Source organism: Simiduia litorea (assembly GCF_042853465.1).
Taxonomy (GTDB): Bacteria; Pseudomonadota; Gammaproteobacteria; order Pseudomonadales; family Cellvibrionaceae; genus Simiduia; species Simiduia litorea.
Genome location: NZ_AP031497.1, coordinates 2,294,256 through 2,308,489, shown reverse-complemented (window position 1 = coordinate 2,308,489; position 14,234 = coordinate 2,294,256). Strand labels below are relative to the sequence as shown.

13 protein-coding genes and 1 tRNA gene are annotated in these 14,234 nt (G+C 50.3%); 13 read left to right on the top strand and 1 reads right to left on the bottom strand.

All coding sequences use genetic code 11. The features are described 5' to 3' along the window. Positions 1-4 precede the first annotated feature (4 nt). From sixA to ACGHTT_RS10290, 3 genes are read left to right on the top strand one after another with little or no spacing between them, the layout of a single operon-like run. Positions 5-490, top strand: a complete 486-nt coding sequence (gene sixA, locus ACGHTT_RS10300) for a phosphohistidine phosphatase SixA (protein WP_390595028.1) — start codon at positions 5-7, stop codon at positions 488-490. Next, positions 487-1,401 carry an alpha/beta fold hydrolase gene (locus tag ACGHTT_RS10295; protein WP_390590393.1) on the top strand — a complete coding sequence of 305 codons (915 nt, stop codon included), beginning with the start codon at positions 487-489 and terminating at the stop codon, positions 1,399-1,401. The genes sixA and ACGHTT_RS10295 overlap by 4 nt, the downstream gene beginning before the upstream one ends. Then, positions 1,394-2,269, top strand: coding sequence for a DUF4892 domain-containing protein (locus ACGHTT_RS10290; protein WP_390590392.1), 876 nt, complete (start codon positions 1,394-1,396; stop codon positions 2,267-2,269). The genes ACGHTT_RS10295 and ACGHTT_RS10290 overlap by 8 nt, the downstream gene beginning before the upstream one ends. 12 nt (positions 2,270-2,281) lie before the next feature. Here ACGHTT_RS10290 and folE read toward each other — a convergent pair whose 3' ends face one another. Next, entirely contained in the window at positions 2,282-2,821 is a 540-nt protein-coding gene (gene folE / locus ACGHTT_RS10285; RefSeq protein ID WP_390590391.1) for a GTP cyclohydrolase I FolE, read from the bottom strand. A 147-nt stretch (positions 2,822-2,968) separates the two neighbouring features. Between folE and prmB the strand changes: the two genes are divergently transcribed. From prmB to ACGHTT_RS10235, 10 genes are all read left to right on the top strand, one after another. Next, positions 2,969-3,883 carry a 50S ribosomal protein L3 N(5)-glutamine methyltransferase gene (prmB, locus tag ACGHTT_RS10280; RefSeq protein WP_390590390.1) on the top strand — a complete coding sequence of 305 codons (915 nt, stop codon included), beginning with the start codon at positions 2,969-2,971 and terminating at the stop codon, positions 3,881-3,883. A 60-nt stretch (positions 3,884-3,943) separates the two neighbouring features. Continuing rightward, on the top strand, positions 3,944-5,038 hold the full coding sequence (gene aroC / locus ACGHTT_RS10275) for a chorismate synthase (protein ID WP_390590389.1): 1,095 nt from the start codon (positions 3,944-3,946) through the stop codon (positions 5,036-5,038). After that, a complete protein-coding gene (locus tag ACGHTT_RS10270) occupies positions 5,035-6,195 on the top strand; it encodes an MFS transporter (RefSeq protein WP_390590388.1) in 1,161 nt (386 codons plus the stop codon). Before aroC ends, ACGHTT_RS10270 begins: the two co-directional genes overlap by 4 nt. A 105-nt stretch (positions 6,196-6,300) precedes the next feature. Further along, positions 6,301-7,239, top strand: a complete 939-nt coding sequence (locus ACGHTT_RS10265) for a hypothetical protein (protein WP_390590387.1) — start codon at positions 6,301-6,303, stop codon at positions 7,237-7,239. A 49-nt stretch (positions 7,240-7,288) separates the two neighbouring features. Then, positions 7,289-8,068, top strand: coding sequence for an amidohydrolase (locus ACGHTT_RS10260; RefSeq protein ID WP_390590386.1), 780 nt, complete (start codon positions 7,289-7,291; stop codon positions 8,066-8,068). Between the two features lie 131 nt (positions 8,069-8,199). Beyond that, a complete protein-coding gene (fadB, locus tag ACGHTT_RS10255; RefSeq protein WP_390590385.1) occupies positions 8,200-10,350 on the top strand; it encodes a fatty acid oxidation complex subunit alpha FadB in 2,151 nt (716 codons plus the stop codon). 16 nt (positions 10,351-10,366) lie between these two features. After that, positions 10,367-11,545 (top strand): acetyl-CoA C-acyltransferase FadA, encoded by a 1,179-nt coding sequence (gene fadA / locus ACGHTT_RS10250; protein WP_390590384.1) that lies wholly within the window; start codon positions 10,367-10,369, stop codon positions 11,543-11,545. A 119-nt stretch (positions 11,546-11,664) separates the two neighbouring features. Then, the gene (locus tag ACGHTT_RS10245; RefSeq protein WP_390590383.1) at positions 11,665-13,053 is read left to right on the top strand and encodes a hypothetical protein; all 1,389 of its coding nucleotides are present in this window, start codon (positions 11,665-11,667) and stop codon (positions 13,051-13,053) included. Then, positions 13,050-13,949 (top strand): TraB/GumN family protein, encoded by a 900-nt coding sequence (locus tag ACGHTT_RS10240; RefSeq protein ID WP_390590382.1) that lies wholly within the window; start codon positions 13,050-13,052, stop codon positions 13,947-13,949. The genes ACGHTT_RS10245 and ACGHTT_RS10240 overlap by 4 nt, the downstream gene beginning before the upstream one ends. Before the next feature lie 155 nt (positions 13,950-14,104). After that, positions 14,105-14,189: transfer RNA gene (locus ACGHTT_RS10235), tRNA-Leu, on the top strand. Positions 14,190-14,234 lie beyond the last annotated feature (45 nt).

Here is a 14,234-nt window from a genome sequence, read left to right as displayed (position 1 = left end):
GGCAGTGACACGGCTCTATATTTTACGGCACGGCGAGGCTCAACATCAGGCTGCGACGGATGCGACACGACAATTGACAAGATTCGGTTGCCAGCAGGTTCGCGCGCAGGCCTTACGCTTTAAATCTGAACTGTCTGGTGTTAAGCGGGTTTACGTCAGCCCTTACATTAGAGCCCAGCAAACCGCCGATGAGCTGTATGCTGAATTAGCCGACTCGACAACAATCGCGACCCGATATGAAGCCGCATGGCTAACCCCCGATGTTGCCATTGAACAGGTGATTCATGCGTTGGAAAAGGTGATGTCAGGGGAGTCGGTATTATTGATTAGTCATCAACCTCTGGTGAGTTATTTGATCAGCTTTTTAAGTGATATACCGGTTTGGCAGGTAAATATGGATACTGCATCTTTGGCCTGCTTGGAGCTGACCGTCGTTGCTAAAGGCTTGGCAGAGTTGAAGAGTATAACACCCGCATTGGTGGCACGATGACTGATGTGAACAAGAAGGAGCTTGGTTTAGTGGGCGGTTCGCCCGTTGAGCGGGTTTTTAACCTAACCGGTGAGCGAAGCATTTATGCGCAGGTATGGGAAAAACCTGGTGCGCCAATTTTTATTGCACTGCACGGTTGGCTGGATAACAGTGCATCTTTTTCGCGCTTGGCGCCCTTGTTAAATGTAACGGTGGTGGCCCTAGATTTGGCCGGCCACGGCTTAAGTTATCATCGCAAAGCTGAGGCACCTTACCATCTGTGGGATGACCTATTAGATCTCGATGAAATTATTGAGCAGCTAGGTGGGGCTGCGGTTGGTCTGTTGGGGCATTCGCGCGGTGCGATAATTTGTGCGATTTATGCAGCCACTATGCCTGAACGCTGTAACCAACTATTGCTGATCGATGGCTTAGTTCCAGAGCCTGTGTCGAGCGATAAGTTTCCGACGCAATTGCGCAAGGCAATGCTAGAGTTTAAGCGCCATGCCAAGCGAACATTTCCTGTATACGATTCTGTTGATGCCGCTGCAAAGATTCGCCATCAGGGATTGTTTCCGCTCAGTGAAACCGCCGCTAGCGCCATTGTGGATCGCGGAACTAAACCGGTTGAAGGTGGGGTGAGTTGGCGGGTCGACCCCAAGTTGTTGGCGCCATCCATGATTAAGTTAACCTCAGAGCAAATTAGCGCGCTAGTAGCCGATATTAACTTGCCTGCTACCTTGGTGTTGGCAAGTGAGGGTATGCCAAAGCTGTTTCCATTTTTTGCAAAAAATTTACATGCTTTTACCAATATCGACATGGTTGATTTGGTAGGTAGCCACCATCTCCACTTGGAAGATGAGGTGGTCCAGGTGGCGGCGTTATTCAATCAGAAAATTGATAAATATCAGGGTGAGAACAACTGTGTTTAAAATCTTAGCGCCAATGGTGTTAGCTTGCTTGATTGCGCTAGATGCAATGGCAGATATGGACTGGCAGTTACCGCACGACAGTCGCGTTGTGTTTCAAGAAGAATCGAATGTTGATGATTACTTGTTATTGCTCGGCATTTATAAGCGCATTAACAACGAGTGGCGTACCCAAGGGGCTGAAATTATCAGTGGCCGTGTGCAGCGTCAAACCATCGAATTGCCCAAAGGCATGAGCGAATCCGCTGCGTATAAAGCCTTTAAAGATCAGCTTTCAATAGAGCAGCGTCGTGAATTATTTTCGTGTGTAGGCCTCTTGTGCGGTTCCAGTAACGCTTGGGCTAACACCCATTTTGGTAAAGCCATGCTTTATGGGCTTGATAATAACCAGCGTTATGGTGTGTTTGAAACCCAGGCTGCTGATGGTGCTGTTGCCTATACAGTGATCTATGCAGTGAAGCGTGGTAATGGCAGTGTTTATGTTCAGCTAGAGCGGATAAAGGTGGCTGGTTCAGAGTTGGGGCGCCTAGTTACCTCTGCTAATTCGATTGCCATGAGCATGGATGAGCTAGGTTACTTTTCCATTCCGTTGAGTTACGGCGAGCAGCAAGGCCTTCAGGTTTCTTCGGCGCAACTGCAGGCGATAGTTGACTACATACAAGGTCAGCGAGGCGCCGGGTTTGTTTTGGTTGGGCACGATTACTCAGCAAGCAATGACACTATCAATGTTGCTGCACAGCATGCGCAGGGCGTTATGGCGCTATTGAAAGCGAAAAATGTTAGGGCGCCGCTTGAGGTTTTTAGTGTTGGAAACTTGGCGCCTGCTGGGCGCGGGCGCCAGTCCGTTCGAGTGGATTTGGTGCGTCGATAGCAGCTGTAGGGCTTAGCGCACTAAGCTCAAAAACTCTGTGCGCGTTGCGGGATCGTCGCGGAAAGAGCCTAGCATTGCCGATGTTTTCATCACCGAGTTTTGTTTCTCCACGCCGCGCATCATCATGCACATATGCTTGGCTTCAACAATCACACCAACGCCCTCAGCGCCAGTGACGCTTTTTATCGTCTCGGCAATTTGCAGGGTGAGTTGCTCTTGGATTTGCAGGCGTCGTGCAAACATATCAACAATACGTGCAACCTTTGACAGCCCAACCACTTGCCCCGTTGGAATGTACGCAACATGCGCCTTGCCGATAAAAGGCAGCAAGTGGTGTTCGCACATAGAGTAGAGCTCGATATCCTTCACAAGGATCATTTCATTGGAATCGGATGGGAACAGGGCGCCGTTAACAACCTCGTCTAAAGACTGCTGGTAGCCCCGTGTTAGAAACTCAAAAGCTTTCGCCGCGCGCTCCGGCGTATCGACAAGACCGGGCCGTGTCAGGTCTTCGCCGATCGCGGAAATAATATTTGCAAATTCTTGTTTCATTGGGCTCGACCTTGATGACGTAGAGGGTGTGTATTATCGCTATTCCGATCCTGAGTGCTAGTGTTTTACGTACCCTGAAACAAACTGGATGTATTTTTCTCGAATACGCATAATAGCGGTTTTTACCAACGCCTCAATGGAGCTGCTGTGATTAACACTGAATCTAACCCAATTGCCGAACTAGAGACCTTGAGGGATTGGGTGCGTTGGGGCGCCTCTCGGCTGTTAGAAGCTGGGGTGTTTTTTGGCCATGGGACGGACAATGCTTGGGATGAAAGTCTTCAGTTAGTATTACACGTTATTCATATGCGCTGGAGCGAAAACACCCAACTGTTGGATTGCCGCTTAACCCGCGCTGAGCGTGAGCAGCTTGTCAATCTCGTTACCCGCCGGGTAAAAGAGCGTGTCCCGGTGGCTTACCTAACGGGTGAGGCGATGTTTGCGGGCCTGCCTTTTAACGTCGATGCACGCGTTTTGGTTCCGCGCTCACCGATTGCCGAATTAATAGAAAATGGCTTTGAACCTTGGTTGCCCGCGCAACCTCGCAAGGTCTTGGACCTGTGCACCGGCAGTGGTTGCATTGGAATCGCTTGCGCCTTGGCTTTCCCCGATGCCGAGGTTGTGCTGTCTGATATTTCTACCGATGCTATCGCGGTAGCGGAAAGTAATATTAGCCGTTACGGCTTGGCGACTCAGGTTCAAACCCTGGTGTCGGATGGTTTGTCTGGTTTAAAAGGTGAGCAGTTTGATCTGATTGTCAGTAATCCGCCCTATGTGGATGCTCAAGATCTAGCGACCATGCCGCCTGAGTATTTGTGCGAGCCCAGCATCGGTTTGGGATCGGGGCTAGATGGTTTGGATTTTACGCGCGCGCTATTGCAACAAGCTCGGGCTCACTTGACTGAAGTTGGTGTCTTGATTGTCGAGGTGGGCAACAGTTGGCTTGCCCTAGAGCAAGCTTTCCCTCGTTTGCCCTTTACTTGGTTGGAGTTTGAGCGCGGTGGCCACGGTGTGTTTTTGTTAACCGCGCAAGATCTCGATAACCATTTTGGCAATAATTGAATTGTTTCGCGTATAATTCGCGCCCTTTATTGCGATGCTTTAGTTAATTCGGAATCACTTATGTCTGGCAATACCTTTGGAAAGCTCTTTACTGTGACCACGTTTGGCGAGAGCCATGGCTTGGCCTTAGGCTGTATCGTGGACGGCTGCCCGCCGGGTTTGGCGCTGTGTGAAGCGGATATTCAGGCTGAGTTGGACCGCCGCAAGCCAGGGCAGTCGCGTTATACCACCCAGCGTCGAGAGGCCGATGAGGTTAAAATTTTGTCGGGCGTGTTTGAGGGGAAGACCACGGGTACACCCATCGGTATGGTGATCGAGAACACAGATCAGCGCTCCAAAGACTACAGCAATATCAAAGATCAGTTTCGTCCAGCTCATGCAGACTACACCTACATGCATAAGTATGGCGTGCGCGATTATCGCGGTGGCGGTCGCTCGTCTGCGCGTGAAACCGCGATGCGAGTGGCTGCGGGTACTGTGGCGAAGAAGTATTTACAGGACTTTTTGGGCATAAAGGTGCGTGGCTATTTGTCTCAACTGGGGCCTATCGCTATCGAGTCGGTGGATTGGACGCAAGTGGACCAAAATCCGTTTTTTTGCCCAGATGTCAGTAAGGTCCCTGAGATGGAAGCTTATATGCAGGCCTTGAACAAAGAAGGTAACTCCATTGGTGCCAAGATAACGGTGGTTGCTGAGGGTGTCCCACCGGGTTTGGGTGAGCCTGTTTTCGACCGTTTGGACGCCGATTTAGCCCATGGTTTGATGAGTATTAATGCCGTAAAAGGCGTGGAAATTGGCGCCGGTTTTGACGCCGTCGCGCAAAAGGGCACAGAGCACCGCGATGAGCTGACACCGGCTGGGTTTCTATCTAATCACGCCGGCGGTATTCTCGGCGGTATCTCTTCCGGCCAAGATATCGTCGCACACATCGCCTTAAAGCCTACCTCCAGTTTGCATATCCCCGGCCGCAGCATCGATGTTAATGGCGACGCTGTCGAAGTCATAACCAAAGGGCGGCACGACCCCTGCGTGGGTATACGAGCCACCCCCATTGCTGAAGCGATGATGGCGATTGTGCTGATGGATCATTTTTTGCGCCAGCGGGGTCAAAACGGCGGTGTCGTACATAACATGCCCAATATCACGTCTCGGTGAAGCCCTGTCCCACTGCGCCAATTCCCTATTGGCGCCTATCCAGTTTTTATTTTTTCTATTTCGCACTGGTGGGTGTTTTAGTTCCCTACTGGACGCTGTATCTGCAATATCTCGGCTACAGCCCCTATGAAATAGGCGTCATTGCTGGGTTATTGATGGCCACTCGTGTGTTAGCGCCCAATATATGGGGCTGGCTAGCCGATCGCCATGGCAATCGATTAGGTATTATTCGCTTGGGTAGTTTTGCTGCCGCCTTGTGTTTTAGCGGCATTTTTGTGTCTACCCGCTATCAATGGCTCGTGTGGGTGGTGTTGAGCTTTTCGTTCTTTTGGAATGCGGTATTGGCCCAGTTTGAAGTGCTGACGCTTGCATTATTGGCGCCGCAGACCGGCCGTTATGGGCTCATTCGTCAGTGGGGCTCCGTTGGTTTTATTGCCATGGTGGTGTTGTTGGGTTACCTGTTTGAATGGCTGAGTATTAGCCATTTGCCGGTGGTGGTATTAACGTTATTGTTGTTAATTTGGCTGTCTTCCCTGCTAGTGCCGGATCTACCTCGTCAAGCATCGACTCGACCGCCAAAGCCATTTTGGGTAAAGCTGAAACAACCCGCGGCACTGTTGTTTTTTCTCGTCTGTTTTTTATTGCAAGTGAGCCATGGCCCTTACTACACCTTTTACAGTATCTATTTGCACGATTTAGGTTATTCCGCCGGCGTCATTGGCTGGTTGTGGGCGCTAGGTGTTATCGCTGAAATTATCCTGTTTTGGTTTGCCAGCCGTTTATTGGTGAGTGCGAGCTTACTGAATCTGTTGATCATCGCACTGCTTCTAACGGCAGTACGCTGGTACCTCATTGGCGCTCACGCTGAAAATCTATCTTTGTTGCTGATTGCGCAATTATTGCATGCTGCCAGTTTCGGTTTGGCCCATGCGGTGGCTATTGAATGGGTGGGTAAAACCTTCTGCGATAGTTCTCCGGGTCAGGGGCAGGCGCTATATTCGTCGTTGAGTTTTGGTGCTGGCGGAGCCCTAGGTGCGGTTCTGAGTGGCTCAGCTTGGCAGTGGTCGGCTGAGTTCACCTTCTTCGGCGCCAGTATTGTGGCTGTATTAGGCGTTTTGGCGGCCGTCAGTCTGAAATTTGTCAGAATAAGAGATTAACTTTTTAATAACGTATTGCACTCAGGCGTGGCTCGTTTTAATGTGAACAGGTAGACACTTAAAACGTCTAGCCCATCATAATCCTATTTTAACAAGGGGCCCCCTATGCAAACTCTATCGCTACCTAGGCCTACATTTAACCGCCTTTTTTTAGTTGGGGTGATGTTAACGTTATCGAGCTTATCTACGTTCGCCAATCAATGTTTGACCATACAGTGCGATTGCGCGACCTTGACTTCAGGTGTGGATAAATTAGCTTGTGAAAAACAGCAGTTATCTCTAGAGGCTGATTGTAAGGCGACAGGTAATCTTACCGGCTACTGCCAAATTGCCGGCCTAGATGCGTCACCACTACCGTTTAGTTTATACGACTTGCCACCCCAATTTGAAACCGAAAAAGATGTCGAAAAGTCCTTGGGTTTGCTTGAGTCTATGTACTGGTCTGCGCAAGAAGATTTAAAAAGTGCAGATAATTATCAAAATAAAGCAGCCTATGGCAATGCGCTTACGGTGTACAAAAATTTGTCGGCAACATTGGATCGCGCCTACGGAATTTCGCGTCAAGCCTACAACGCTTGGCGCGCACTTGATGAAAAAGGCGAGGCCGAGGACGTAGCAGAAGCTGGCTATGAAAAGTTGCACGATTGGGCCGACGTACTTTATATCTCGGCACGAGGTCTTTGGGCCAAGAGAGCAGAGACAGACCCGAAATTGCAGAAAAAGCGCTTGGTTCTAGCGATGAACGTGTTGCGTTACGCTGGGAATAGTTTTCAGCAAGCTGCAGAGCTTGCCTCGCTAACCAAGGACTACCCCGAGGCAGCGCGAGCTTGGCAAGCCGCTGCAGAAACATCGGTGGTGATGATTTCCTGGCGCCAACAAGCTAAATCAAAGGCTCAGTACATCAATTATTATCGTCAACAGGGCGTTGCTTCTTGGTACCGCGCGGCGCTTTATTGGGATAAGGACGAAGAGCCGGAGTTAGCTGCTGAGGCGCGCTTGCAAGCTGAGCGCTTACAGCAAACCGCGGTGGTCAGCGCTCAATGACTTCCAATCGGTTCATTTGTACGGGTATCCTTTTGCCAATCGGTCTGCAATGAAAGAGCGTCTATCAATTGGTCTGCTGCAGGCCGATTTAATTTGGCAGTCGCCCAAGGAAAATCGTCGACTGATGACCCGGTTATTGGATGAAGAGGGTTTGGGTTTAGATCTCGCGATTTTACCTGAGGTGTTTACCACGGGATTCACCAATGCAGCACAAGATTTAGCCGAACCAACTGAGGGGCCGACACTGGATTGGATGGGCAATCTGGCAGCGCATAGAAATATAACCATAACCGGCAGCTACTTGGTGCGCGAGGGCGACCATTTTTACAACCGATTAATCTGGATGCCCCCCAACGGTGACTATGGCATTTACGATAAGCGCCATTTGTTTTCTATGGCTGGCGAGCACGAGATTTTTAGTGCTGGCAAGCAGCGTGTTGTGTTTACCTGCAATGGCTGGCGCTGTTGCCCGATGATCTGTTACGACCTTCGCTTTCCCGTTTGGAGTCGCTCCAGAGCTGATTATGATTTGCTTTTTTATGTAGCAAATTGGCCCGAGGCAAGGGCGGCGCAGTGGGCGCGTCTATTGCCTGCCCGCGCCATCGAAAACCAAGCCTATGTTGCCGGCGTTAACCGCGTGGGGATCGATGGCGAAGGCTTTGTCTATGTTGGCGATAGCCAGATCTTAAACACGTTAGGCGAGCCAATGGCTGACAATGTGGGTGGTGAAACCATCGTTCGCACCGAGCTTTCCGCTATCAAGCTAGCTCAGCAGCGCGACAGATTCCCCGTCTTAGATGATGCTGACGAATTCGTCCTCAAACTTTAACCTAGTCCGTCTACACTATTCACCTTTGCTGTGTAACAGTTTATAGTGATTAAAACATACGTTTGAATGACTTTGGCTCAATGTGAGCCGTTCAATCCATAATGAGCTATTTCCCAACATGAGAGGTCTCCATGGTCTACCAAGGTAAATCAGTCGCGGTGCGAGCGCTGGATAATGGTATTGCCGAATTGTGCTTTGATGCCCAAGGTGAATCGGTAAACAAGTTTGATGTCGCCACAGTGAATGAGCTGAGTGAAGCGATTACCGCGCTGGAGGCCGTTCCTGACTTGCGCGGCGTGTTGGCAACCTCGGGCAAGGGTGTGTTTATTGTGGGTGCCGATATCACTGAATTCGGCGGCGTTTTCGGTGCCGGTCCGGAAGCGGTAATCGCTCACCTGCGTAAAAACAACGAAAACAATAACCGCCTCGAAGATCTAAAAGTTCCTGTAGTGGTGGCGATTAATGGTTTTGCGCTCGGTGGCGGCTTAGAGTTTTGCCTAGCCTGTGACTACCGTATTGCCAGCAGTGCTGCAAAAATCGGCCTGCCTGAAACAAAGTTAGGTTTGATCCCCGGTTGGGGTGGAACGGTTAGGTTGCCGCGTATTGCGGGAGTCGATACCGCTGCCGAGTGGATAGCCTCGGGCAAGGATCAACGCGCCGATGCCGCACTCGCTGCCGGGGTGGTGGATGCTGTAGTTGAGCCAGAGTTACTGCGTGAAGCCAGCCTGCATGCCCTTGAGCAATGTATCAATGGTGGTTTCGATATTCGAAACCGCCGCGCTCGAAAAACAGGCGCCATGCTACTCAACGACACAGAGGCGCTGATGGCCTTTGAAACGGCAAAATCATTCATTGGCGCGCAAGCCGGTCGCAATTATCCGGCGCCCGTTGCCGCGGTGAAGGCGATGCAAAAATCCGCCAAGCTAGATAGAGCTGGCGCCCTGGCGGCGGAAGCACAAGCTTTTGCTACCTTGGCTCAGGGCACAGAGGCGCAAGCGCTGGTAGGGCTTTTCTTGTCCGATCAATTAGTGGCCAAAAAAGCCAAGCAGTGGGAGAAGAGGGCCGATAAAAAAATTGCCCGCGCCTCCGTTTTAGGTGCCGGCATTATGGGTGGCGGTATTGCCTATCAGTCGGCATTAAAAGGCACTCCAATCAAAATGAAGGACATCGCCCAGTCGGGAATTGACTTGGGTTTGTCTGAAGCCTCGAAGTTGTTAACCAAACAGGTTGAGCGCGGGCGCATGAAACCGGCGCAAATGGCGGAGGTTTTAACCCGTATCGAGCCTTGTTTAAGTTATCAGGGCTTTGACACTGTCGATATGGTTGTGGAAGCTGTGGTGGAAAACCCAAAAGTGAAGCACGCGGTTTTGGCTGAGGTTGAGCAGGCTCTGGGTGACGACGCGGTGATTGCATCAAATACCTCCACCATTTCGATCAGTTATTTGGCTCAAGCTCTGCAGCGGCCAGAAAATTTCTGTGGTATGCACTTTTTCAATCCCGTCCATGCGATGCCATTGGTTGAGGTGATCCGCGGCGACAAAACCTCAGATACGGCCATCGCACGCACGGTTGCCTATGCCAATGCCATGGGTAAAAAAGCCATTGTGGTAAACGATTGCCCAGGCTTTTTGGTTAACCGGGTGTTGTTTCCCTATTTTGCTGGCTTTTCGATGCTGTTGCGCGATGGTGCTGATTTTCAACAAGTCGATCGCGTCATGCAGGCTTGGGGTTGGCCTATGGGCCCGGCCTATTTACTTGATGTTGTTGGGATCGATACCGCTGCCCACTGCGAAGCGGTGATGGCAGAAGGCTTTCCTTCGCGCATGGGTAAAACCTTCAAGGCTTGCACGGATCTTATGTATGAAGCCGGTCGATACGGCCAGAAAAACGCCGTGGGGTTTTATCGTTATGAGGCCGATAAGAAAGGCAAGCCTGCCAAATTGGTTGATGAAAAAGCCTATCAGCTGTTACAGCCTCACTGTGCCGAGCCCAAGGTGTTTAGCGATGAAGACATCATTGCTCGCATGATGGTGCCCATGGTGACGGAGATGGCTCGCTGCTTAGAAGAGGGCGTCGTAGAGACGGCCGCTGAAGCGGATATGTCACTCATTTACGGTTTGGGTTTTCCGCCCTTTAGAGGCGGTGTGTTTCGTTGGGTTGATAGTCTTGGTGTTCAAGCGGTGATCGACATGGCGAATAAATATCAAGCGCTGGGCGAACTTTATCAGCCTACCGATGGCATGTTGGCGCTGGCAAAGTCCAACAAAACTTATTACGCATAAGCACGGAGAACCTATTGTGACTTTAAATCCAAGAGACGCTGTAATTGTTGATTTTGGCCGCAGCCCAATGGGCCGCTCCAAAAATGGTTGTTTTCGGAATGTGCGTGCCGATGATTTATCCGTTGCCGTGATTTCGCATTTGCTAGCGCGTAACCCTGAAATTAATCCTGCCGAAATAGACGACGTCATTTGGGGCTGTGTGCTACAGCGCGAGGAGCAGGGCTTCAATATTGCGCGCAATATTGTGCTGCAGGCCGGTTTACCTCATTCAATTCCTGCGCAAACGGTAAACCGCTTGTGTGGTTCATCGATGAGCGCCTTGCATACTGCAGCAGTGAATATTCGAGCTGGGCAAGGTCATGTGTACCTTGTTGGCGGTGTCGAGCATCTTGGGCACCTACCCATGTATGAGGCGGTAAATCCTAACCCCCTGTTAGGTTTAACTGTCGCTAAGGCAGCTGGCAATATGGGAATGACCGCTGAGTATTTGTCGATGTTGCATGGCATCACGCGCGAGCAAATGGATGCCTTTGGCGCTCGCTCACACCAGTTGGCGGCAAAAGCCACCGCTGAAGGTATCTTCGCGCGAGAAATTATTCCCGTGATGGGGCACGACAGCCGTGGCTTTCCCATCTTGGTCACCCAAGATGAGACCATCAGGCCAGAGACAACGGCGCAAGCATTAGCGCAATTGCGGCCGGTGTTTGACCCTAAAAATGGCACGGTAACGGCGGGTACATCCTCACAGCTCTCTGACGGTGCGTCGGCAATGCTGGTGATGTCCGCAGAGCGAGCGCTGGCCCTTGGGCTAACACCCATCGCACGTATCACATCAATGGCGTTGGCAGGTGTCGATCCTAGCATCATGGGCTATGGTCCAGTGCCGTCTACCGAGAAAGCGCTAAAGGCGGCCAACTTGACCATGGACGATGTGCAGGTAGTAGAGCTAAACGAGGCTTTCGCCGCTCAGGCGTTGCCGGTGTTGAAGGATTTGCAGCTGCTCGATGTGATGGAAGACAAGGTCAATCTTTATGGTGGCGCCATCGCGCTGGGCCATCCGTTCGGCTGCTCGGGTACTCGTATTACTGGCACCTTGTTAACGGCTATGAAAAACAAAGATGCTGCTATTGGTGTGTCTACTATGTGCATTGGCTTAGGCCAGGGCATTACAACGGTGATTGAGCGACTTAATTGATACCGCGGTTTGAACCCTACTTTGCATGAAGCCCGCTTTCGCGGGCTTTTTTTCGCCGTGGAGAAACCGGTTCTATCTGGTAAACTGGTCTGCTTTAAATTCGGTATGTCGGGGTGTGAGTGAAGCAGGTCATAAAGCTTGCCCAAGGGGAGACAGCAGAGTCAGTGCTCGGGTTGGTGGCAGATGCTACATTGCCCAGCCAATGTTTTTTCATCGAGCAATCGATAGAGCAATATTATCTGCCAGAGTCGAACGCGATTGTTGTTTCCATTGTGGTTTGGCTTGAACACGCACAACCTGTTTGGGCTTGTTTGTTTGATGCTAAAACACCATTAATTGAACCACTCCCTCAAGATTATTTTTGCGATCGAGACTCCCTTGTTGTTTGGGCACAAAAAAATAGTATTGCCTGCTTGTGCTTGGTTCAACCGCTAACCTTATCGCCAATACATATTCCAAAGCCTTGGGGTGAGGAAGTTTGGTTTACGGGTATTGAGGCGCGAGGCCAATCTAAAGTTCTCGATCAGAATGGCGTTGCTATTCCATTGCCTTGGCTGTTAGAGGTATTTCCCAAGCGCTTGGCGGGACGTTATTCGCGCGACATTATATTATTAAAAATTCTCGCGCCCTTGCCAGAGCCAGTCTATGGCGACCTTTACTTTGAGATGCATGAAACAAAACGTGAAGTCTATGTTGTCACCAACGTGGATCCGGCTGCATGGCCCGATGCAGTAGGTGGTATTCGCTTTGGCTTTAATCAAGCCAAACGGGCACAGTTTGTTAATGATGACGAATTTCGTGCAGCCTACCTGCTGGCCGTCAAATCTTATGAGCAGGTTAGAAGAACAATTGATGAAATTTTTGATGGCTTTCGCGTTGAACTGGGCGTCGCGCTAAATGCCCCAGTGAGTGCTAGCACGAATAAAGAATGGGTGGCTCGATTGCCGGAGGCGTTAAATCATCTAGAGTTTTTACGTCGGCAAGAGCTGGATAGTTACGCCGCCGTTAAAAAGCTGGCTGTGGGCGATGTTGTCAAAGTACCTTGTTTCACCCCGCATTCGCTAATGCATGGGGTGACCACCGTAGAATTTCAAACGCCCGTGTATGAGCGAAAAATTTTATCCTTTGCTCAAAAAGTATTAACCCAATCCCATTGGGATACCGAATCTGCGTTGCTTGACATCAATATCGATGCACCTTTAGATATCGCCTTGCCGATACTTTATCACGCTGAGGGCATACTGCGTGAAGAGGTCGTTCGGTTTGACGATTTTGCTGTCGAGCGAATAACCTTGTCGCCGTGTAATTCTCTCTGTTTGGATTTGGGGGTTGAGTACGCGTTGGTTATGGCTATACGTGGTGGTATGACCCTAGGCGCATTCGATCTCTTGCCTATTATGCAAGCCCGATTACTGCCGGCTGCAGTGAGTGAAATAGAGGTCGCTAATGTTGGTTCGAGTGACCTTGTATTTCTTTATGCTTACCCGTTAAGCGCGGTGCATGAATGAAATTGTTTACAGTGCCTTTGATCTTTTTAACTCTACTTTTTTCCACACAACTATTCGCTGGGGCAAAGCCGTCCGTATGGTCGCTTGAGAGTTCCCGTGGCAAGATCGTGTTGCTCGGCTCGATCCATGTGGGCGATGAAAGTTTTTATCCCTTTGATGACGCCGTCGAGCAAGCTTTCGAGACGGCAACAGCGTTGGTTGTGGAGTTGGATATCACGACGTTGGATAGGGTTGAGGTAGCAAGTGCCATTCGCGAATTTGGCATGTTTGATTTGCAGCAAGTAAAAGATAACCAAGGGCTTGCTTCGGTGTTAACGCCAGAGGCGCAGCGCAGCTTGACGACATTTTGCCGCGGCGATAACAAGGTTCATTGCCCGCAGGAAAATCAAATGCAGACGATGCAACCATGGTTTTTAGGTTTGCATTTTGCCAATGCAATGCTCGCGAATTCAAATTTTCAAACCCGTCTAGGTGTAGATAGCTATTTTTTAAACCGCGCTAGCGGTAAAGCAGTCATAGAGCTAGAGACGTTCACCCGGCAGATGCAAGCGTTTAGTGCCTTGGATGCCGAAGCGCAATCGGTTTTTTTAACGCAAAGTTTGAGTGAGTTTGCCTCGGGCAGTGAAAGCCTTGCCGAGTTGGTCAGCGCATGGCGAATCGGTGATGATGAGCAATTGCGAGCGTTGGTTTTAGAGCCTATGACGTCAGTGCCGGCAGGTCGGACTATTTACCAGGCCTTGTTCCAAAAACGTAATTTCGCCATGGTCGAAAAATTGATGGAGCGAGTCAGAGTTGGTGAGACCTTGTTTGTGGTGGTGGGAGCAGGCCACTTGCTGGGCGAGGAGGGTTTGGTTAGCCTTTTGCAGGCGCGGGGTTTTAAGGCTAGTAAATTTTAGTTTGCAAGGTTATTGAACCGTGCAGATGACTGTGGCACAATCTCCACCCCTTGAGCGCAACCACTCGTTAAATTTCTGATTTAATTGAGTAAAAACAAAGAGTTAGCGCTAGTTTTTACTGTATCGGTACTGCTAGAATATACCGGACAGACCATGCGAAAGTGGTGAAATTGGTAGACACGCTGGATTTAGGTTCCAGTGACGCAAGTCGTGAGAGTTCGAGTCTCTCCTTTCGCACCATATCGAGTTGCTGGGATGCAAGCGCGTCCTTTCTAAATTCACGAG